At 44.3% G+C, this 20,587-nt stretch carries 17 protein-coding genes; 8 read left to right on the top strand and 9 right to left on the bottom strand.

Features of this window, described 5'->3' with window-relative positions:
- Positions 1-79: 79 nt before the first annotated feature.
- From nirD to HADU_RS03130, 3 genes are read right to left on the bottom strand one after another with little or no spacing between them, the layout of a single operon-like run.
- Positions 80-1,690 (bottom strand): nitrite reductase small subunit NirD, encoded by a 1,611-nt coding sequence (gene nirD, locus HADU_RS03140; RefSeq protein WP_004809399.1) that lies wholly within the window; start codon positions 1,688-1,690, stop codon positions 80-82.
- A gap of 24 nt (positions 1,691-1,714) precedes the next feature.
- A complete protein-coding gene (gene nirB / locus HADU_RS03135; RefSeq protein WP_004809400.1) occupies positions 1,715-4,261 on the bottom strand; it encodes a nitrite reductase large subunit NirB in 2,547 nt (848 codons plus the stop codon).
- A gap of 35 nt (positions 4,262-4,296) precedes the next feature.
- Entirely contained in the window at positions 4,297-5,646 is a 1,350-nt protein-coding gene (locus HADU_RS03130; protein WP_004809401.1) for an MFS transporter, read from the bottom strand.
- Between the two features lie 401 nt (positions 5,647-6,047).
- On the opposite strand from HADU_RS03130, the gene HADU_RS03125 reads away from it, so the two are divergent.
- Both HADU_RS03125 and HADU_RS03120 read left to right on the top strand, forming a co-directional pair.
- The gene (locus tag HADU_RS03125; protein ID WP_004809402.1) at positions 6,048-6,626 is read left to right on the top strand and encodes an ANTAR domain-containing response regulator; all 579 of its coding nucleotides are present in this window, start codon (positions 6,048-6,050) and stop codon (positions 6,624-6,626) included.
- Between the two features lie 10 nt (positions 6,627-6,636).
- Positions 6,637-7,641: an ABC transporter substrate-binding protein gene (locus HADU_RS03120; protein WP_004809403.1), complete on the top strand. Its 1,005-nt coding sequence runs from the start codon at positions 6,637-6,639 to the stop codon at positions 7,639-7,641.
- 65 nt (positions 7,642-7,706) lie between these two features.
- Here HADU_RS03120 and mtlD read toward each other — a convergent pair whose 3' ends face one another.
- Complete coding sequence (gene mtlD, locus HADU_RS03115) at positions 7,707-9,833, bottom strand: bifunctional mannitol-1-phosphate dehydrogenase/phosphatase (RefSeq protein WP_008303495.1); 2,127 nt, start codon at positions 9,831-9,833, stop codon at positions 7,707-7,709.
- A gap of 310 nt (positions 9,834-10,143) precedes the next feature.
- Between mtlD and HADU_RS03110 the strand changes: the two genes are divergently transcribed.
- From HADU_RS03110 to HADU_RS03085, 6 genes are all read left to right on the top strand, one after another.
- Positions 10,144-11,088: an ABC transporter permease gene (locus tag HADU_RS03110; protein ID WP_005222132.1), complete on the top strand. Its 945-nt coding sequence runs from the start codon at positions 10,144-10,146 to the stop codon at positions 11,086-11,088.
- Entirely contained in the window at positions 11,088-11,981 is an 894-nt protein-coding gene (locus tag HADU_RS03105) for an ABC transporter ATP-binding protein (RefSeq protein ID WP_005222134.1), read from the top strand. The genes HADU_RS03110 and HADU_RS03105 overlap by 1 nt, the downstream gene beginning before the upstream one ends.
- Positions 11,982-11,992: 11 nt before the next feature.
- The gene (locus HADU_RS03100) at positions 11,993-12,322 is read left to right on the top strand and encodes a DMT family transporter (protein WP_005222135.1); all 330 of its coding nucleotides are present in this window, start codon (positions 11,993-11,995) and stop codon (positions 12,320-12,322) included.
- A 68-nt stretch (positions 12,323-12,390) separates the two neighbouring features.
- The gene (locus HADU_RS03095; RefSeq protein WP_004894890.1) at positions 12,391-13,467 is read left to right on the top strand and encodes an isopenicillin N synthase family dioxygenase; all 1,077 of its coding nucleotides are present in this window, start codon (positions 12,391-12,393) and stop codon (positions 13,465-13,467) included.
- 3 nt (positions 13,468-13,470) lie between these two features.
- Complete coding sequence (gene ahr / locus HADU_RS03090) at positions 13,471-14,484, top strand: NADPH-dependent aldehyde reductase Ahr (protein ID WP_005222137.1); 1,014 nt, start codon at positions 13,471-13,473, stop codon at positions 14,482-14,484.
- Entirely contained in the window at positions 14,481-15,380 is a 900-nt protein-coding gene (locus HADU_RS03085; protein WP_004894896.1) for a hypothetical protein, read from the top strand. Before ahr ends, HADU_RS03085 begins: the two co-directional genes overlap by 4 nt.
- A gap of 65 nt (positions 15,381-15,445) precedes the next feature.
- Here HADU_RS03085 and HADU_RS03080 read toward each other — a convergent pair whose 3' ends face one another.
- From HADU_RS03080 to HADU_RS16080, 5 genes are read right to left on the bottom strand one after another with little or no spacing between them, the layout of a single operon-like run.
- Positions 15,446-16,471, bottom strand: a complete 1,026-nt coding sequence (locus HADU_RS03080) for an ABC transporter substrate-binding protein (RefSeq protein WP_005222139.1) — start codon at positions 16,469-16,471, stop codon at positions 15,446-15,448.
- Between the two features lie 55 nt (positions 16,472-16,526).
- The gene (locus HADU_RS03075; protein WP_005222141.1) at positions 16,527-17,549 is read right to left on the bottom strand and encodes an ABC transporter substrate-binding protein; all 1,023 of its coding nucleotides are present in this window, start codon (positions 17,547-17,549) and stop codon (positions 16,527-16,529) included.
- Positions 17,546-19,354, bottom strand: a complete 1,809-nt coding sequence (gene atzF / locus HADU_RS03070; RefSeq protein ID WP_005222143.1) for an allophanate hydrolase — start codon at positions 19,352-19,354, stop codon at positions 17,546-17,548. Before atzF ends, HADU_RS03075 begins: the two co-directional genes overlap by 4 nt.
- Before the next feature lie 11 nt (positions 19,355-19,365).
- Positions 19,366-19,809, bottom strand: a complete 444-nt coding sequence (locus HADU_RS03065) for a CopG family ribbon-helix-helix protein (protein ID WP_005222146.1) — start codon at positions 19,807-19,809, stop codon at positions 19,366-19,368.
- A gap of 4 nt (positions 19,810-19,813) precedes the next feature.
- A complete protein-coding gene (locus tag HADU_RS16080; RefSeq protein WP_005222148.1) occupies positions 19,814-19,927 on the bottom strand; it encodes a hypothetical protein in 114 nt (37 codons plus the stop codon).
- Positions 19,928-20,587 lie beyond the last annotated feature (660 nt).

The raw sequence follows: 20,587 nt of genomic DNA, 5'->3' as shown, positions 1-20,587 counted from the left end.
CTACACGTAAACGGTTGCTTTAGCACTCCATTTGAGGCTATGACATCCTTCTTATGAAGTACTAATTACAGAGATCTAATTACCCTGCTTTCTTTAATGCAAAATCCCGACCAAAAAGCAGCTTGTTACGAATCGTAGCAATTGGGGTTTGATCTGCAATTAGCTCAGCATACCAAGCACCATCCTCAGTATCACCAAACAGCACGGCACCAATTACTCTGTCTTTTTGAATAATAATGCGTTTATAGATCTGACGTTTCTCATCATTTAGCACGATATCTTCAAAATCCTCTTTTGGCTCGAAGTCACCTGCCGAGAATACATCACAGCCACTTACTTTCAGCTGAGTCGGAACAGTTGGCGCTTTGAACGTCAGACTGCCATGCTCGGCCAGATGTGATGCACAAATAAACGCCTGGCCCCAAAGTGGTTCAACCAGACCAAAAGTTTGACCTCGATGTTCAATACATTCACCCACCGCATAAATACTTGGGTCAAAAGTCTGCATGGTGTCATTCACTAATACACCACGGTTACAACGTAAGCCTGCGCTTTGTGCTAAAGCCATGTTTGGACGGATCCCCACGGCAAACACCACCAGATCAACATCCAGCACAGTCCCGTCTTTGAGTTTAACTTGAGTCACATGACCTTCTTCACCAAACAGGCATTCGGTATTCGCTGCAGTCAGAATCGTGATACCTTTCTGCTCAATCGCTGTTTTCAGCATCTGGCTGGCTTTACTGTCTAGCTGGCGATCCATGATGCGGTCCATCAGGTGCAATACTGTGACATTCATGCCTTGCTGTTTTAGTCCATACGCTGCTTCCAGACCTAAAAGTCCTCCGCCAATGACTACGGCATTTTTTCGGGTCTTGCAGTAATCTAGCATGCTGTTGACATCATAAATATCACGGAAGCTCAGTACACCTTTTAAGTCACTCCCTGGAATCGGTGGAACAAATGGTTTAGAACCAGTCGCCAGAATCAGGCGGTCATAACTAATCACTTCGCCCTTTTCGGTATATACGTGTTTACGAGGACGGTCGATGCGAACCGCCGGATCACCGGCAATCAGACGGATGCCTTTGTCAGCATACCAGGCATGCGAATGCAGCATGATGTCATCAATGGCTTTCTCACCAGACAATACTGGTGACAACATGATACGGTTGTAATTGCCCCAAGGTTCTTCACCAATCACGGTAATTTCATAACGGTCAGGTGCCATATCCAGCAGGTCTTCCAGACAACGCATACCAGCCAGGCCATTGCCCACCAAAACCAGCTTCATCTTTTCCTGAGAAGTACCATTATTGGTGATATAGGTTTTTTGAGGGGTCGGACTGATCCAGACTTTGCCATTTTCAATCTTGCTCGGAAATACCAGCAGCTTTTGGTCTTTATCTTCCAGACAGCGTCCGGTTGCCAGACTGAAATGCTGCTTGTAAATCGGTGAAGCGACGACGCGTTCCCCTTGCAGATCACCCAGAATCCCGCGTGACATTACAAATGCTTTACTAAATGGATCTTGGTTACTTAAGGCATAAACACGCTTTTCATGACCTACACGGAACAAAGCAATTTGCTGATTTTCAATTAATGCACCTACACCGGTATTCGGGGTAATGTCATCCAGTGCACACACTTCCACCCAATTCAGTTCATTCATATCTTTTAAAATGGTCATCTTCTTTCTTCCTTATGCTTTGAATCAGGCTTCAACTACTGGAATACGTGTGATATCACGTTCAGCTTCAGTTTTCGGACGGATCTGGCCGCGTACTTCAGTAAATTGAACATGAGGATCATTTTGCAGTTCAGCTTTGGCATTAATAAAGGTTTTAAAGCGTTTACGAACTTCAGGATCTTCAATCGCAGTACGCCATTCGTCCTGATAAGTACCCACCACATGCTGCATACGGTGTTCCAGTTCAGCGGCCAGACCAAGCGAGTCATTCACGATGACATCTTTCAAATAATCCAGGCCACCTTCCAGGTTGTCACGCCATACCGAAGTACGTTGCAAACGATCTGCAGTCTGGATATAGAACATGAAGAAACGGTCGATGTATTTGATGAGCGTTGCCGTATCCAGATCTGAGGCCAGCAGTTCTGCATGGCGTGGTTTCATGCCACCATTACCGCAGACATATAAGTTCCAGCCTTTTTCAGTGGCAATCACGCCCACGTCTTTGCTTTGTGCTTCGGCACATTCACGGGTACAGCCAGACACGGCCATTTTCAGTTTATGTGGAGAACGCAGGCCTTTGTAACGGTTTTCCAGGAAGATCGCCAAGCCAACCGAATCATCTACGCCATAACGGCACCAGGTGCTACCGACACAAGATTTCACCGTACGTAAGGATTTACCGTAAGCATGACCTGATTCAAAACCTGCATTGATCAGTTTTTCCCAGATTTCCGGCAATTGATGCACTTGTGCACCAAACATATCGACACGTTGACCGCCTGTCAGTTTGGTATATAGGCCATATTCTTTAGCAATCTGACCAATCGCAATCAGGCCATCAGGCGTAACTTCACCACCCGCCATACGTGGCACGACTGAGTAAGAACCATCTTTCTGGATATTGCCCAGGTAGTAGTCATTACTGTCTTGCAAGCCAGCATGGCTTGGTTTTAAGACGAAATCATTCCAGCAAGATGCGAGAATGTTCGCTACTGTCGGTTTACAGATGTCACAGCCCAGCCCATGTCCATGTTGATGAACCAGGTCATCGAACGTCTTGATTTCATTAACACGAACCAGGTGATACAGCTCTTGACGTGAGTAAGCAAAATGTTCACACAAATGGTTATTCACCGTTACGCCTTGGCGTTGCAACTCAGACTTCAATACTTGAGTGACGAGTGGCGCACAGCCACCACAAGCGGTTGCTGCTTTGGTGCATTTTTTCAGAGCGCCGAGTGAAGTTGAACCATCAGCAATCGCAGAGCAGATATCTGCTTTAGACACGTTATTACATGAACAGATGGTTGCACTGTCTGGAAGTAGATCCACACCGCTACCACCTGCTTTAGCAGTCGCCTGATCAAAGCCCGGCATAATCAGGCTTTCAGGATTCTCAGGTACAGCCAGTCCATTCAGCATCATTTGCAGCAGGTCGTTATATTCTTTGGCACAACCGACCAGTACTGCACCCAACAGTTTGGTCTTTTCGGCATTGACCACGATTTTCTTATAGACTTGAGCCGCTTCATCGGCGTAGAAATAGCTCAGTGAACCTGGTGTCATGGCATGTGCATCACCCACCGAAGCAACATCTACACCCATCAGTTTCAGCTTGGTGCTCATGTCTGCGCCAGCAAATGCTGCACATTCTTCTTGCAGCACATGCTTTGCAGCGATACGTGCCATGTCATAGCCTGGAGCCACCAGACCAAAAATCTTGTTATTCCAGAGTGCACATTCACCAATCGCGTAAATATCTGGATGAGAAGTCTGACAGTAATCATTGATCATGATTCCGCCATGTTCACCAATAGCCAGCCCGCTTTGACGCGCCAATTCATCACGTGGACGAATCCCTGCAGAGAACAGGATAATATCGGTTTCCAGTTCAGCACCATCACCAAACTTCATCACATGTTTAGCATTGGCACCGTCTTCAATAGATGAGGTTGCTTTTTGGGTATGAACTTTTACACCCAGATTTTCGATTTTTGAACGTAAAACTTTTCCGCCAAGATCATCAATCTGGACTGCCATCAGACGTGGCGCAAACTCAACAACATGTGTTTCCAGATTTAGATCACGCAGGGCTTTGGCTGCTTCCAGACCCAACAGACCACCACCGATTACCACACCGGTTTTTGAATTCAGGCTGGCTGCACGAATGGCATCTAGGTCTTCGATCGTACGGTAAACGAAACAGTTTTCACGATCATTCCCCGGGATTGGGGGAACAAAAGCATAGGAACCTGTTGCCAGAATCAGCTTGTCATAAGTTAACTCTTCACCATGCTGGGTATTCACAGTACGAGTGTGCTGATTGATAGAAACTGCTTTAGTGCCCAAGCGCAGGTCGATCCCATATGCATCCGCAAAGTCGCTACGGCAAAGGGTCAAGTCTTTTGCTGATTTTCCACTGAAATATTCAGTTAAATGAACACGGTCATATGCCAGACGTGGTTCTTCAGCCAGAATAGTGATTTCAATATCATCGCCCGCCTGTTCAAGTACAGATTCGATAAATTTGTGGCCCACCATGCCATAACCAATCATGATAATTTTCATATGTTTACTTCCTACTAATTTTAAAATATTTGGTCTTAATTTTGCGCTTCAGCAAGGTTGCGATCCTGGATCGCTTGTTCAAACAGACGCTGTTCTTTTTCCTTATGCTCAACCGAGAAGCGGATCATTAGTACACAGCTCGCAGCAATCACTACCAGCCCACCCAGCATCATTAATGTGGTCTGGATATCCAGCATGCCTTTTAATAAGAAGCCCGCTGCAACTGCGCCTACGTTACCGCCTGCACCGATAATGCCCGCCACGCCACCCAGTGCATCACGATCAATAAATGGCACCAGCGCATAGGTCGCACCGCAGGCCATGTGGGTAAACAGGGCAAATACCGTCATGGTCAGGATTGCCAGCATTGCACTGTTCATTTGTGAGAACACTACCAGGAACACACCTTCCAGCAGGATCATCAGGAACAATACTTTGGTACGGCCATCCAGGCCTTTGCTTAGTGCGACTCTGTCAGATACGATGCCACCCAAGGCGCGTGCAAATAACGCCAGCAAACCAAAGATCCCCGCAGCCATACCCGCTTCTTTCAGACCAAACTCGAAGTTTTCTACGTAGTACATTGCAACAATGTTATGAATGAAGATTTCGATACCGAAACAGGCAGCATAGGCACCAAACAGGATCCAGACGCGGTAGTTTTTCGCTGCATGCATCAGAATCGCCATGCCACCTTTTTTATCGCTGCCGACACTGACGCCTTGGGCACGTAATTCACTAAAGTTGCCTTGAGGACAGTCTTGAGTCAGTTTCCAGTACAGGAAGCCTACTATCACCATCATCACGCCTGGCACAATCAGTGCAATTCTCCAGCCCATTGCCTGTTCAACACCGAACATCACCAGGGCAGCCAGCATTAATGGCATCAATACCTGCGTGGCACCACCACCTGCATTGCCCCAGCCTGCAGTTGTCGCATTTGCCGTACCTACGACATTTGGCGCAAACATGATGCTGGTGTGATATTGGGTAATCACGAAGCTGGCACCAATGGCGCCAATCAATAAGCGGAAGAACAGGAAGGATTCGTAGCTATTAGAAGCTGCGACACCAAAGACAGGAATACTGCCGATGATCAGTAATGCAGAATAGGTTTTACGTGGACCGTATTTGTCACATAAAGGCCCCACAATCAGACGAACCAGAATGGTGATGGCAACTGCGGCAATATTGATATTGGCGATTTGTGCTTTGGTCAGATTGAATTCACCTGCAATGACCGGCATCAGCGGCGCACAGGCAAACCAGGCGAAGAAACAGACAAAGAATGCCAGCCAGCTCATGTGGAAGGCACGCATCGCTGCGCTGGAAAAACTGAATAGACTTATTTTTGTTGCTTTTTGAGCTTGTAAATTTGAAGACATGACCATCTTCCTCCAGAACTGAACGTTATAAATATCCTGGCCTGTGGCTTTGGCAGGTCAGAATCGAACAGAACGGACGTCATTGGCCGTCTAAATTTTCAGGTATAAGTCGCCTTTGACTCAATACTCTTATCTTGTTAAATACTTAGCAGGATCTGTGCCAATTTTATAAAAAAGGCTTTTTTACTTATTTTCTAAGGATAAAGCGCTAGTCCAACTTATTTATAAGCATTGCAATCCCCTACGACATTGATGGAATTGCACTGTTTCAAAGCTTTTGCACAAAAAGGAATCATAAAAATACAGAAAACCCTGCTTAACATTGCATAAAAATGGCGCAAAAATTGCATATAAATGCGTTCAAGATGTACCGATCATTGGATCAAAAATAAAGCTGTAATATGCCAAAACTTAAAATTGCACTCATTGATGACAATGCCGAGCGTGCTGAATTTATTCAGGATTCATTAACAGCGCATGATTTTATCGTCGTTGCCTGCCTGATCATCCATGATCTAAGTATGACGCATGTCAAGAATCTGCAAGCAGATGTCATTCTATTGAATATGGATCACCCGCATCGAGACATTATCGAAAGCTGCGTGAGCCAGTATGAATTACCTACGGTTCTTTTTACCCAGAACTCCAACAAGGACACCATCAAAAGCGCGATTGATGCCGGTGTGACGGCGTATATTGTTGATGGTATTGATCCGAGCAAGCTGAATAGCATCATGGAGATTTCCATTGAGCAGTTCCGTAAGCATAAAAAACTGCTGAATGATCTCAAGGAAACCCAAGATAAGCTGGCAGACCGCCGTGATATCGACAAAGCTAAATCCTTGCTGATTCAACTGCATTCCATGAGCGAAGAACAGGCTTTTGCCCTGCTGCGCAAAAATGCCATGAGTCACCGCATAACTTTGGGCGAAATGGCAAGACGTCTGCTGGATGCACAAAAACTGTTATCGGGCGAATAAGGAGAAGAAAATGTCTGAACTGGAACAGCATGAAATTAATATCGGCTTTATTCCTTTGCTCGATTGTGTCGCGATCTTATGGGCGGAAAAACAGGGTTATTTTCAGGAACAAGGTTTAAAGGTGAACTTGATCCGGGAAGCTTCATGGGCCAGTCTGCGTGACCGTCTGGCTTATGGCTTCCTTGATGTCGCGCACTGCCTGTCTGCAATGTTGCCAGCTGCAGCACTTGGTCAGGATCAACTGAAAGCCAATCTGCAAACGCCTTTGGTACTCAGCATTAATCAGGCCTTTATCAGTCTGCGCCAGGATATTTGCTATGCGCTGGATTTACATCCGGATTTCGATGAAAAAACCAGTTCGCAAAAAGTCGTGCAAGCACTGAAAGAAAATAAACGCGTGAATCTGGCGCATGTATATAAATATTCAATCCATCATTTCTGTTTACGTGAATGGCTGGCACTGACCGATCCAGATTTGGCTAAAAACTTTCATATGCTAACCTCGCCACCGCCCTCGATGGTGAAAGGTATTGCCCAACATGTCTTTGATGGCTTTTGTGTAGGCGAGCCGTGGAATATTCAGGCACAGATTGAAGGTCATAGTTTTATTGTGGCTTCCAGCCCAAATATTATTCCTGCAGTGGCAGACAAAGTATTAGCAGTCTGTCAGGAGTGGGCAGAACAACATCCACTGACCTTAAAAGCTTTAGTGACTGCGATTCAGAAAGCCCAGGCCGATTTGCAACAGAGAACTGACCTGTCTGAAGTCTGGGAGATGCTGGTCGATTATAAGATTATCCAGTTTGAATGTTCTGATCATCAGCATGTTTATGACTTCCATAAGATTCAGACAATTATCCGTAATATGCATGGTGAAAGTGCCCAACCCAAACTGGAAGATTTTAGCTGGCTCTTGCAGCAAATGGAAAAATGGGAAGATATTGAAATGACCGCAACCGAGAAAAAACAGATTGCGCAATCCTGTATTTATCAGCAAGAAGCGACTACTGTTTAAAACATTGCCTATTTCCATAAAAAAAGACCCAGAAAATTCTGGGTCTTTTAGATTTAACGTTTTATTCAGCTGAATGCCTGTTGTAAATTCAGTTGCATGAATTTCTGCAAGGACAGTTTTCCAGCAATGATCTGATTGATGAATTGTGACATTTCGTCATACAACATCTCATAGAGCTGCGGTTCTAATGCCATATGTCTTAACTGGATCTGCAAATGCATTAACAGTTCCTGCTGTTCGCATTCGCCCTGCTCCAGCGCATAGACATAACCGAGCACTGCTCCTTTTAAAACCACATCAAAAGGCAAGCTATATTTGAGCAAGGTCGCCAACGAGCCTATCACCCGCTCATTGTGCTCAAGTTTTCTGAGGGGTTCACGACCTACACGTGCGCATGGGTCCTGATAAGCATGGGCACAAGATTCACTAAAGCTTTGAGCCAGACGTTCCAGATCTGAGGCATGTTTTGGAATCTGGTAACATAGACTATGCTTCACCTGAGCTAAGGACTGGTGCATAAATTTTCTGACTGCCTGATCTGACATGGCAATCCCAATAGTCGGATGTCCACGCAGGCTGGCATACCAGGCCATCATCGCATGTATGCCATTCCATAAGCGGTTTTTAATCAGCTGGATATTGGCAATATCATCCACCAGAATCATCTGTCGCATTTTCGCCAGTAAGGGACTGTTATTTTCCACATAAATTGGCATATCTGTTTCAGCATTAAACAGAATCAAATCCATAGACTGCAGGATATGACTCGGCTGGAAGTTACGGCGCAGGTCTTCTATATATAGACCTGCCTGATGTTCCTGCTCGCTATTCAATGCGGTTGAATCATCCAGATCAACGGTGGATAAATCTTCATCCAGCTGGTACTGCTTGAACATGTTGTATTTAATGCGCAACTGACGATACAGTTTCTGGTCTGACAGCTTGGACACCATACGGTTGACCACAGTGTCACAGAAGTAATGCTGATCCATAATGTTCTGTGCGGTCTGTTCATCGGTAATCCGTCGCAGACGATTCAGAATCTGCTGCATCACCTGTTGTTTAGCACCAATTTTATTCAGGATAATGAGCACTGTCAGTGGCTGATCCTGCTGCTCATAAGCCAGATAACGTGCGTATAAACCTTGTGCAATGACCTCCGCTTCAGAAACCAGTGCTTCCTCTGGTACGCAAATGGCGACCAGACTGGATTCAATATACATGTTCTGCATTTGTTGCAGATCATGCGCATCAATCACGCTCATATTTTCAATACGCTGATCAAAAGAATTCTGGCCATAGCGAATACAGTAAGTACCAAAAGCATTGACGCTGGATTGATACAGTGGATTGCGTGTCGAAGCAATTATTTTGCGTGGACGTGTGTATCCATCCCAATGCGATAACACCTGAGCCAGATAACCGCCGCCAATTGCACCAAAACCGTGTATCCCGACCGTCAACTGATTCAGCGTTTGCGGAAAAGCAGTCTGTAGTTCTGGCATGTCCAGAACAGGCACAAACTGGTTCAGTTCCGTCAAGAAATCTTCGACTGTTTCATAATAATACTGGGCTTGTGCCAGCATCGACTCGTTCGGTGTTTTGATGTCTTTGAAAAGCACCGTCATCCCGCCTGCATCATAGGCAGAGCGCAGACCATTTTCAGAATCTTCAAACATCAGACATTGTGCCGGACTTAAATTGATTTTTTCGGCTGCACTGATAAAAATTTCTGGATGAGGTTTCCCCTGTTTAATCTCATCGCCACAGACCAGTACATCAAAAAACTTATAGACATTGGCATTGATCAGATATTCTTCTGCGATCGCACGTCGGCTGGATGTCGCTACCGCCATTTTCAGGCCAGCTTTGCGTAGGCGTTCCAAGACCTGCAATAAACCTTTTTTAACGGGAACACCGTAATGACGCACATGTTCTAGTTCCAGTACATCGGCGCGTTGACGAATCTCGGCATAAGGTACATCTTCTCCATAACGCTCTTTAGCCAATTGCTCTGCACTACGAGCATTAAGGCCCAAACACTGCATTAAATAACTTTCAGAAAATTCAATGCCAATCAGCTCACGTGAAGCTTGTTGCAAGGTTTGAAAGCGCAAGCGTTCGGTATCAAACATGGTTCCATCCATATCGAAAATTGCGCCGTGTACGATTTGATTTTTAAATTCTAGCATTGCTCCCCTTTTATAATTCAATGAGTTAAGAAGTGGACAATACCTTAAGGAAAAACAAAGCCGAATTAAACTGATGTAAAAATATGAAATAGTTTGGGTTAAAAAATAATCAATAAAGGCTAAAATGCTAGGTTTTATGTTTTTATACGTAATCAGAATGTTAAGTTAGGTAAGTAGCCTATTCCATCTTTTCAATTCTTCTTTGTAAATCAGATTCTTTCATCATCCTGATGATTTCAGCCCATCATGGCATCCATTTTGCTTAGTCAGTATTACATTTTATAAAAAACGTAATATTGGGGGCAGCAAGATGAGTTACGTTGCAAGCGAACTCAGTCAAAGGAACAAACTGTTGTTTGGCTTGGGGTCATTTTTAATACCAATTCTCATTTGGTGTGCGGTAAGTTACTTACCATTTATATGGCATCCGCAAGTACAGATTACCCAATCGGGTAGTGTCAGCTTTTTACAAGTCGATAGTCGTGTGCACAAAGATGTGTTTTATGCAGAGGCACAGAATGCAGTGGATCAAGGCCTAACACCACCGCAAGGGATTTTAGTTAATCCTATATACCTACCTGCACCGCATGAGGTTGCTAAAGCCTTGGTAACAGCGTTTACCACCCCGCCTGCCCAAGCCAATGCGCCATGGTTTCACGAAAGCCTTTGGCACAGTATTAAATTGGTATTTACTGCATTCTTTATTTCTTCCTTAGCCGGTGTCCCACTCGGAATTTTATGCGGTTTTTCAAACAAGCTATCCCAACTGACCGAGCCTTTTGTTGAATTTTTCCGTTATTTGCCTGCACCTGCATTTGGTGCCCTAGCCGTTGCAATTTTAGGGATCAACGATGCACCAAAAATTGCCATTATTGTGATTGGCACTTTGTTCCAACAAATTCTGATTATTGCCAATACCACACGCTTGGTTGACCGTAGCTTGATTGAAGCAGGCTTTACCTTAGGAACGAATAAACTCAAAAGCCTATTCCATGTCGTGATCCCTGCAGCATTACCTGAAATTTACCGTAATTTGCGTGTACTGCTCGGTTGGGCATGGACTTACTTAATTGTGGCTGAACTGATTGGCAGCACCTCTGGCATTACTTGGTTTATCACCCAGCAAGCACGCTACCAACATTTCGACAATGTCTTCGCTGCAATTTTAATTATTGGGATGATCGGTCTGATCTGCGATGTCGTCCTGATGAAAATCGGTCAACGTTTATTTAAATGGAAAGCGGGAGCACACTAATGACACAGCTTGAACATACTGATGCATTTGATTCACGTCACTATTTTGACAAGATTTACCAACGTCCCGTGATCTTAGAAGCAAAACAACTCACACAAAAGTTTAAACATGGCAAAACAGAACGCACGGTCTTAAATGCATTAGATCTCAAAATCCATAAACGTGAATTTATTTGTGTGATTGGACCCTCTGGGTGTGGTAAATCGACCTTTAGCCGTGTGGTTGCAGGTTTAGACCCATATAGTAGTGGTGAGATTTTAGTGGATGGCACACCGATTACAGGCCCAAGTCCTGAGCGTGGCATGGTGTTCCAAGGCTATACCCTCTTTCCGTGGAAAACCGTCAAAGAAAATGTAATGTTTGGTCCAAAAATGAAGGGCCAAAGTCATTCAGCAGCCGAAGCCCAAGCACGCGAGTGGATTAACATCATTGGCTTAGAAAAATACGAAAATCAATATCCACACCAACTGTCAGGTGGGATGAAACAGCGTGTCGCCATTGCCCGCGCCTTAGTCAATGAACCGAAAATTCTGCTCATGGATGAACCTTTTGGTGCACTTGACCCACATACGCGCCAAAAAATGCAACGTCACTTAATGGATCTTTGGAAAAACATCGACATTACCATCATTTTTGTTACCCATGATATGGACGAAGCCATTCTACTTGCCGACCGTATCGTGGCACTGAAAGCCAACCCAGGTGAGATTAAAGAAATTATTGAAGTCGACTTGCCACGCCCACGTCATCCTGACCTCATGCTGACACCTGAGTTTAAAAGCTTACGTCAACGTGTCGATCAATTGGTGCATGCCGAAGAAGATGAACTTGATCCTGCTTTGGCAGATTTACCGGTGATTCCTCGTATGACCAAAGTCAGTACTAGCAAGTAAGTGAGATCAATATGGCTTACCTCTATTTAATGATTGCAATTGTGGCAGAAGTGATTGCGACCTCTGCTTTAAAAGCATCGAATGGTCTTAGCCAATGGATTCCATCCACGATCACTGTCATTGGCTATCTGATCGCAATTTACTTTCTAGCGCTCACCATGAAAACCATCCCCGTGGGTATTACATATGCCCTGTGGTCGGGTGCAGGCATTATTTTGATTTCATGCATTGGTTGGATTTTCTATAAACAGCATTTGGACACGGCAGCGCTGATTGGGCTGTCCTTTATGGTGCTTGGCATCGTCATTATTAACGTCTTTTCAAACAGTACTGAAATTTAAGCAGACATTAGTAAATTCACAAGGCACGCATTGTTCCACACCATACGTGCCTCATTTTAGGGGGTAACATGAGCATTCAAACGATTGAAAAAGATTTCAGTGAAATTCCTGTCATTGATATTTCAGGGTTGTACAGTGCAGATCCTGCAGATCAACAACAGGTTGCGATAGAACTCGGCAAAGCGGCTGAGCATGTCGGTTTTTTATATATTAAGGGTCATCGCATTCCGAGAGCACATATAGAAGCATTACAAGCCCAAGCTAAAGCATTTTTCGCCTTACCCTTTGAAGAAAAAATGCAGTATTATGCCGGCAAATTTGGCATTAAGCATCGTGGATATGTGCCACCGGGTGAAGAACGTGTTGAAGCGATTGATCGTCCTGATTTGGCAGAATTACCCAACAAAACAGACAATAAAGAAGCTTTCGATTTGAGTTGGGATTTACCTGATGATGATCCTGACGTGATTGCTCAAAAACCGATGCATGGCTCGAATGTATGGGCCGATCTCCCGAATTTTAAGCAAGATGTTAGCGCTTATTATGAAGATGTGATTGCCTTAGGACGTGTGCTGCTGCGCGGTTTTGAATTGGCCCTTCAACTTGAACCCGATGCGCTTAACCGTTTAGTCACACGACCCACCTCTCAACTACGTTTAATGCACTATCCACATGATCTAGAAGCAGAAGATATCTTTGGTTTTGGTGCACATACCGATATGGAGCTGTTCACCATCTTGTTACCTACTGCAGCAGGACTCGAAGTGGTGAACTCTAAAGGTGAATGGATTGATGCACCTCCCATTGAAGATGCATTTGTGGTCAATATTGGCGACATGATTGAAGCCTTAAGTGGCGGTCGCTTTACTGCAACCTCTCATCGTGTTCGTAAAGTCCGTGATGAACGTTATTCATTCCCGCTATTCTTTGCTTGTGACTATGATGTCGAGATTAAACCGTTGCCTCAATTTGCAACGCCAGAAGCTTTAGAGAAATATCCGCCTGTGATTGCAGGTCAACATCTATTTGAAGTCAGTGCGCAAGGCTTTCGTTATATGCGTGAGATGGTCAAACGTGGCGAAATTCAACTGACTGGTCCAAATGTCCATTTTGGTAAACACAATTATGATGACTTAGGAGCATAAGTGATGCCTGTATTTGCTTATGCCGCACATGCGCCTAAGCAAGCACTTCAACCTTATCAGTTTGAGTTTAACGACTTAAACCCCGATGAGGTTGAAATTGAGGTCATGTACTGTGGCTTATGCCACTCTGACCTCTCTATGCTTGATAATGATTGGCAACAAACACAATATCCTTTCGTTCCGGGTCATGAAGTCATTGGACGTATTTCAAAGCTTGGTAGCACGGTAAAACATCTAGTCCCCAATCAAGTGGTCGGTTTAGGTTGGCAATCGGGTCATTGTCAAACGTGTCATCCTTGTTTGTCGGCCAAACCTAATCTGTGCAAACAATCTGAATCCACGATTGTAGGACGTCATGGTGGCTTTGCGAGTCATGTCCGTGCGCAAGCCTCTTGGGTGATTCCTATTCCTGAAAATATGGATCTCCAAAGTGTTGGACCATTACTCTGTGGTGGTTTAACGGTATTTACCCCTTTACTGCAACATGGTATTCAAGCGATTCATCATGTGGGCGTGATTGGTATTGGTGGCTTAGGACATATTGCAGTGCAACTTTACAAAGCTTGGGGCTGCAAAGTCACTGCGTTTAGTTCAAACCCTGCAAAATATGATGAACTAAAACAATTAGGTGCAGACCAAGTCCTTTCCTCGACTCAGCTTGATGATATTCCCCCACAAAATTTTGATCTGATTGTGGATACGGTCAATCAAGCACTCGATTGGGATGCATACATTCGCTTATTGGCTCCTGAAGGAAAGTTTCATGTGGTCGGTTTGGTCGAAGCTCCTCTTAAAATCTCAAGCTTTCAGCTAATTGATCAACAAATTAGTCTAACAGGTTCACCCACAGGTACACCGATTGCCATGCATCAGCTCCTCGATTTCTGCTCACGTCACCATATACAGCCCTGGGTGGAGGAATTTCCCATCTCGAAAGTCAATGATGCGATTGAGAAGTTACGTCAGGGGAAACTGCGCTACCGTGCTGTCATCAATATGCAGGAGTTACATAGATGAATCATGCTGTTTTGCTTGAATCAAATGAAGTACCCATTGAACATCTTGCGCTACAAACTCGGCATGTTTCCGGTTTTGTCGACTTTATGGCGAGTAATGGCCGCTATATTTGGGCCACCAATCAGGATGTCTTACAAAAGTTTTCGGCTCAAGACAATCAGGTGGTGGCTGAAATTCAAGTGCCTAAGGCTGCAGGAATTCCGGTGTGTGCATTTTCAGCAGTATGGGTGGCGAGTCTAGAAAATCAATCCATTTATAAAATAGATCAGATTAGTAATGAAGTTTTAGCCATCATTCCGACGGGTCTTGCGGATTTAACGGGTGAATTTAGTTTGGCGGCATCCGATGATGCCATTTGGGTGGTCTCCGCAGAAGGATTACTCACCAAAATTGCACCGTGTCGCGGTCAAATTGAACAACATATTGAAGTCTTACCGAGCTCTTATAATGTTTGCTATGGTGCGGGTGCAATTTGGCTCACCAACACTCAACACGCCTCCGTACAACGGATTGATCCTTTCTTAAACCGTGTAACACATGTGATTGATGTTGATGAAACCCCTTGGTTTATCTCGGCCAATGATCAATATGTGTTTAGCCTTAATCAAAAGCATGGCACGGTTTCAAAAATTGATGCTCTCTCCTGTGAGTGTGTTCAAACCATTCAACTCCCTGAACATGCACGTGGCGATGGTGGGGATATTTTTGCATCTAAAAACAGACTTTGGGTCAGAACGACAAATCTATTGTTAATCGAAATTGATTTGATTTCTGGCAAGATTTTAAGGCAGATCACTGCACAAGAGAATGCTGGAAGTGGTGCGGTAATGCAGTGTGGTGATGTGTTATGGGTCACTGCACATGATATTGAGAAAGTTTGGCTGATTGAAGCATGAACTTCGCTTAAATCGTGAGTCATAAAAAAGGGCTAAAAAGCCCTTTTTTATCAAGCTTAGATGGATTATTCAGCTTGTGCAGCATTGACCAAATGTGGATAGATGGTATTTTCGACAACAGGGCTTTCTGAATAAATTCCGACACGCATATTGAACTTGTTGACGTTATAAGAAGAACCATACAGTGAGTCCAAGCCATCACCTTTAACAAAGACTTTTTTATTATCTTCTAAATCGAGCAAGGTCGTACCCGCCATCAGGTTTTCAAGCTGTTCAGGTTTAATCTCGGCACGATCTGCCATGATTTTAATACCATCTGCACGTGTCGCAGGGTCTTCAAGATATTTCACAATCTTGTCCCACACCACGATCAATTTGGTCCACTCATCTTTACGTTTTTCAATGTTTGGCAAGTTCACCGAAAGAACATCGTAAATTAATCCCGGTGTTTTGCTTGAATCATAAATGACTTTAGAACCCGGTACAGCTTTAAGGGCCTGTAAACCAAATGGATGCCAAAGCGTGATCGCATCAATCCCTGGTGTATTAAAGACTTGTGATAGTTCTTGGGTCACCGCATTAACGACTTTGACTTTGCTCGGATCTTGACCTTCATTCTCCATCGCGGTGGTAAAGAACAATTCACTGACCAAGCCTTTCTCGAATGCAACGGTTTTCCCTGCAAGCTCTTTAACAGACTCAATGCCCGGTTTCGCAATAATGATATCATTTCCGGTCGACATACTATTGACCAAAATAATGCTCCCGTTCACACCTTGTGAAGACAGCATAAAGTTATCGCCATTGGCGACACTCGCCCCATCAATTTTGCCTGCCAAAAAGGCTTGAATTGATGCGTTATAGTCGGAGAACCATTCAAGTTGTACATTTAAGCCTGCCTCCTCAAACCATCCTTTTGCCTTTGCCACTTCCCAAGCGAGTGAACCCGGCCATTCACTATAGGCGATACGGATCGGAGCAGTACTTGAATTGACTGCTTTTGCTTCAGTTGTGGTATCTGATGATTTGCTACAGCCTACGAGAATTAAGCTTGAAGCAACCAACACAGAAAGAGATAATTTTTTTAACATACAGCCCCCTTAACGAAAAAAGGCCTTTCGATACGAAAAGCCTGTATAAAAAGGATTATGGTAAAGATTGTACAAGTTCGGGATAAATGACCCCATCTACATCGACTTTTTGGGTATATACACCATTTTTAAAGTTAAATTCATTGACGTGATAGCTTGAACCATAGAGTGAATCAAAGTTGTTCGATTTTTCAAATACCTTTTTATTGGCTGCCAAATCCAATAAATGCGTCCCTTCAATAAACTGTGCATACTGATCGGCTTCAAGACCAACGCGTTTTGCCATAATGGCTAAGGCATCAGGACGTGTGGCTGGATCATTAATATATTTCACCGTTTTATCCCACACTTGAATGATTTTTTTCCATTCTTCTTTGTGTGCAGACAAATGCGTCATATTGACCGTTAAAGTGTCATAAATCAGACCAGGTTTATCTTGAGAGGAATAAATAATCTTGGAACCTGCAACGGCTTTCAAGGCTTGATTGGCCACCGGCTGCCATACCGCAATCGCAGCCACATCAGGACTTGAAAAGACTTGTGGTAGTTCATTGGTGACCGCGTTGACCAAGTTCACATCAGTATGTGCAATACCCGCATCGCTTAAAGCCGTATTTAACAAGTGATGATCAACTAAGCCTTTTTCGACCGCAATTTGCTTGCCCTTTAGTTCTTGAATCGAATTTATGCCATTTTTAGCAATAATGACGTCATTCCCGGCTGAATAATCGGTCGCCATGATCATGATGCCCTTGGTACCACCGGATGCAATCACCAAGTTATCGCCATTGGATACCGAAACGGCATCAAGTTGATTGGCCGAAAAAGCACTCATCGATGCTGAATAATCGAACCACTTAAACTCAACATTGACCCCTGCCTCTTGAAAGAAGCCTTTTTCAATCGCGACTTGCCATGCCACCCACCCCGGCCAATCACTGTAACCGATCGTAATGGGCTTGGTATTCACGCTGCCTTCAGCTTTGGCTTTTGGTTCCGGTACTTTGGCTGTATTGTCACAGCCTGCTAATAAAATCGTGGTCAGTACAGATGCTGACAACAAGGCTTTTTTAATCATCGTGCGATTTCCCCTATGCATGCGCATTTAAACTTGGTATTGCTGACTTTTTTAGATTCGATATAGGCGCGCCAACCACCAAAATGGCTAATATCTGTTGCATCCTCTAAGGCATAGCCTTCACAAATAAAACCTTTGACCCATGTGCCATCGCTGAGCTGTACATTGCCAATCCCGAGTGGTGCCGGTACTTCAGCGACAATGTCGCCAAACAATGCACGTGGAATGTCCCAGACTTCGACTTCAATTGAACAACCTTTCGCACTGTATTGCAGGCCAGGTTTTGGCGGTGTGGTATTTTTTAAAGCATACAGTTTGTAATGCGAAGCAGTCCGGGTCTGCTTGATCAGGGTGCCACTACGTGTGGTCAGCTGAAAATTCAGTGGCATTCCGGTCAGATGTGCTCCAACTACAGCCAGTTTGACGCTGTGACCCGATGAGATTTCAGTTGTTTTTTCATAGCTAAGTTCAGAGGTGCCTAACTTTAACGGGCTCGCCTGCTGCCATTTTTGCCCGAATTTGGCCAGTGCCTCATCCATCCAGGCTGGTGCAATAAAGGTCACACCCGTTGGCAAACCATCGGCACGAATCGCATTTGGTAACGCCAAAGCCGACAGATCGGCAAAATTGACAAAATTGGTATAAGCGCCCATATGGCTGTTTTTGACCAGGGGATCCGCTTCTACATCTGCAATGCGGTAAATGGTGGGTGCAGTAGGCACCATCAAGGCATCATAATCTGCCAGTGTATTTTGAATAACACGGCTCAGGCGGGCGCGTTCATATTCATCCTGCATGGCATCGACCGCACTGAACCGGTCTGCCTGCGCAATAATCTGGCCAATTACCGGATGGGTCTGCTCGCGTTGCACCATTTTTTCCACGGCACTGGTACGTTCAGCTACCCAAGAGCGGTTATACAGGGCCGCTGCCAGTTGTTGAAATGGAGCAAAATCAATCGGCTCAACTCTATAACCCAAGCTTTTTACACGTGTGATCGCCAGCTGGAATGCTTTTTCAGTTTCAGCATCACCATAAAATTCCAGTGTATCCGGAATGGCAATTTTTCCTTTTGAAAATTGGCTCGGTACATTTTGAGGATGCATTCTGGAATACTCATCGCTGGCATCATAGCCCTGCATGACTTGCGCCACCTGCCAGGTATCATCCACCGTTAAGGCAAAAATCGAAATCACATCGATGGTGCGGCAAGCCGGAATCAGGCCTGTAGTCGAGAACCAGCCTTTGGTCGGTTTGAGTCCGATAATGTTATTGTGCCCTGCCGGTACACGTCCTGAACCTGCAGTATCTGTACCCAGTGAAAATGGTACTAATCCATTGGCTACCACCACGCTGGAACCTGAGCTTGAACCGCCACTGATATATTCAGGATTAAAGCTGTTTTTCACCGCGCCGTATGGGGAGCGCACACCGACCAGACCCGTCGCAAACTGGTCCAGATTGGTTTTACCCACGACAATCGCGCCGGCAGCTTTTAATTTGGCTACTGCTGTAGCATCGGAAGTCGCCAGATAAGCTGCCTCTTTACATGCGGCTGTGGTATAGAACCCTGCAACATCAATATTGTCCTTGACTGCAAATGGCACCCCATAAAGTGGCAAGCTTTCAATATCTGCACCAGTCAATGCATCAATTTGTGCCTGTAATTGTGCTGCTGTCGCAATTGAAATCCAGGCATGATCGTCATTCTTAAACTCGGCAACATACTCAATCAGGTCACTAAGCTGGATATTGTTATTCTGGTAGGCGTGTTGCCAGTCCTGTACAGTCCATAAGTTGTGCACAGCTGTTCTCCTTAAGTGTGTTCGGTATTTTGTGGAATGGGCGGCATGACAGCATCCATCAGTTCGAGATGCCCTTTAATCACGCCTTTCAGTGCAATAAATTGTTCGCTAATTTCTTTCAGATCACTGCTCGCGCCCTGCATCAGCATGACTTGCAGGATTTTTTCATCATCCAGCTGGATATGAAGCGAATTGATCACTTGTGCCAGATACTGCTGTTGCAGATCGACCAGCTGACTGCGCAGCGGTTTCAGACTGACGTCATAGAGCAAGGTGAGTGTGCCAACCATGACTTCATCGCGAATCACCAGATCATCAATCAGGTGACGGTTAATCATGTCGACAATGGCCTGCGAACGGCTTTCATAGTGCTGCTCGACAATTTTTTGATCCATCGCATGCAGCGTGGTTTCTGGCACAGTCACGCTGATCCGTGCCAATTTTTGTTTAGGCACGGTTTTATCCTTTAAAAGTCAGGTCTTGTTTGATGTATAAGCCAGCGCGTACGCTGAATAATTCGATCAGGAATTTTTTAAACGGATGCAGGTTTTTTTTAGCTTGAACCGTATTCATGTGCATCTCCTTAAGTATTACGAAAATTATGTTTTGTATTACTTAAACAAATGCAGAATGCGTGCCAATTTTTAGCTATTGCGACTTGGCGAATAAACTTGAATTCAATGGCAAAAAAAAGCCCCATAACATTGAGATGGGGCTTGTTTGAAAGCAGAGTTAGTTGATTATTTCACCGGTTTATTCCATTTTTCTTGCTCATGTCCTTGCTATTGTTTTTATACATGCATGGTTAACCGATGTTTGTGATTGAGTGATCAAGTGTATTGCTCTCCTCTATTTATGTTGTATCTAAATAAAAGCAGAAAGCGTGCCAACTTATTTTTTATAAATAAAATTATCTAAAACAGTTATTTATTAAAATAAAAAGTGCTTAAAAATATTGGTCAAATGTTTATGCGCCAAGAGTGAACAGATTTGCACCAAAACGATATCGTTTGAAATAAAGTTATTGAGTAATATCTCTTTTCTGCTCATGATTAGGAAATTGTAAAATGTGGTGGTGATAGAACTATCAAAAATTGGATCGGTATTCAATTTAAAGAATTATCTAATAGATCTCTTTCATAAATCAAAAAACGATCTTCTTTTTGGTTAATATTTGCACTCCGGATTTCTTGGCATTCGTGCATAATCTGCGGATGAAATACATCGATTCAA

Source organism: Acinetobacter sp. HA, assembly GCF_000264725.1.
In the GTDB taxonomy this organism is placed as follows: domain Bacteria; phylum Pseudomonadota; class Gammaproteobacteria; order Pseudomonadales; family Moraxellaceae; genus Acinetobacter; species Acinetobacter schindleri.
The sequence above is the reverse complement of the archived record's forward strand: the minus strand, read 5'-3'. Positions and strand labels throughout refer to the sequence as shown.

Coding starts and splice junctions, on each gene's coding strand:
- nirD (WP_004809399.1), bottom strand. CDS start 1,690: ATGACCATTTTAAAAGATATGAATGAACTGAATTGGGTGGAAGTGTGT.
- nirB (WP_004809400.1), bottom strand. CDS start 4,261: ATGAAAATTATCATGATTGGTTATGGCATGGTGGGCCACAAATTTATC.
- HADU_RS03130 (WP_004809401.1), bottom strand. CDS start 5,646: ATGTCTTCAAATTTACAAGCTCAAAAAGCAACAAAAATAAGTCTATTC.
- HADU_RS03125 (WP_004809402.1), top strand. CDS start 6,048: ATGCCAAAACTTAAAATTGCACTCATTGATGACAATGCCGAGCGTGCT.
- HADU_RS03120 (WP_004809403.1), top strand. CDS start 6,637: ATGTCTGAACTGGAACAGCATGAAATTAATATCGGCTTTATTCCTTTG.
- mtlD (WP_008303495.1), bottom strand. CDS start 9,833: ATGCTAGAATTTAAAAATCAAATCGTACACGGCGCAATTTTCGATATG.
- HADU_RS03110 (WP_005222132.1), top strand. CDS start 10,144: ATGAGTTACGTTGCAAGCGAACTCAGTCAAAGGAACAAACTGTTGTTT.
- HADU_RS03105 (WP_005222134.1), top strand. CDS start 11,088: ATGACACAGCTTGAACATACTGATGCATTTGATTCACGTCACTATTTT.
- HADU_RS03100 (WP_005222135.1), top strand. CDS start 11,993: ATGGCTTACCTCTATTTAATGATTGCAATTGTGGCAGAAGTGATTGCG.
- HADU_RS03095 (WP_004894890.1), top strand. CDS start 12,391: ATGAGCATTCAAACGATTGAAAAAGATTTCAGTGAAATTCCTGTCATT.
- ahr (WP_005222137.1), top strand. CDS start 13,471: ATGCCTGTATTTGCTTATGCCGCACATGCGCCTAAGCAAGCACTTCAA.
- HADU_RS03085 (WP_004894896.1), top strand. CDS start 14,481: ATGAATCATGCTGTTTTGCTTGAATCAAATGAAGTACCCATTGAACAT.
- HADU_RS03080 (WP_005222139.1), bottom strand. CDS start 16,471: ATGTTAAAAAAATTATCTCTTTCTGTGTTGGTTGCTTCAAGCTTAATT.
- HADU_RS03075 (WP_005222141.1), bottom strand. CDS start 17,549: ATGATTAAAAAAGCCTTGTTGTCAGCATCTGTACTGACCACGATTTTA.
- HADU_RS16080 (WP_005222148.1), bottom strand. CDS start 19,927: ATGAATACGGTTCAAGCTAAAAAAAACCTGCATCCGTTTAAAAAATTC.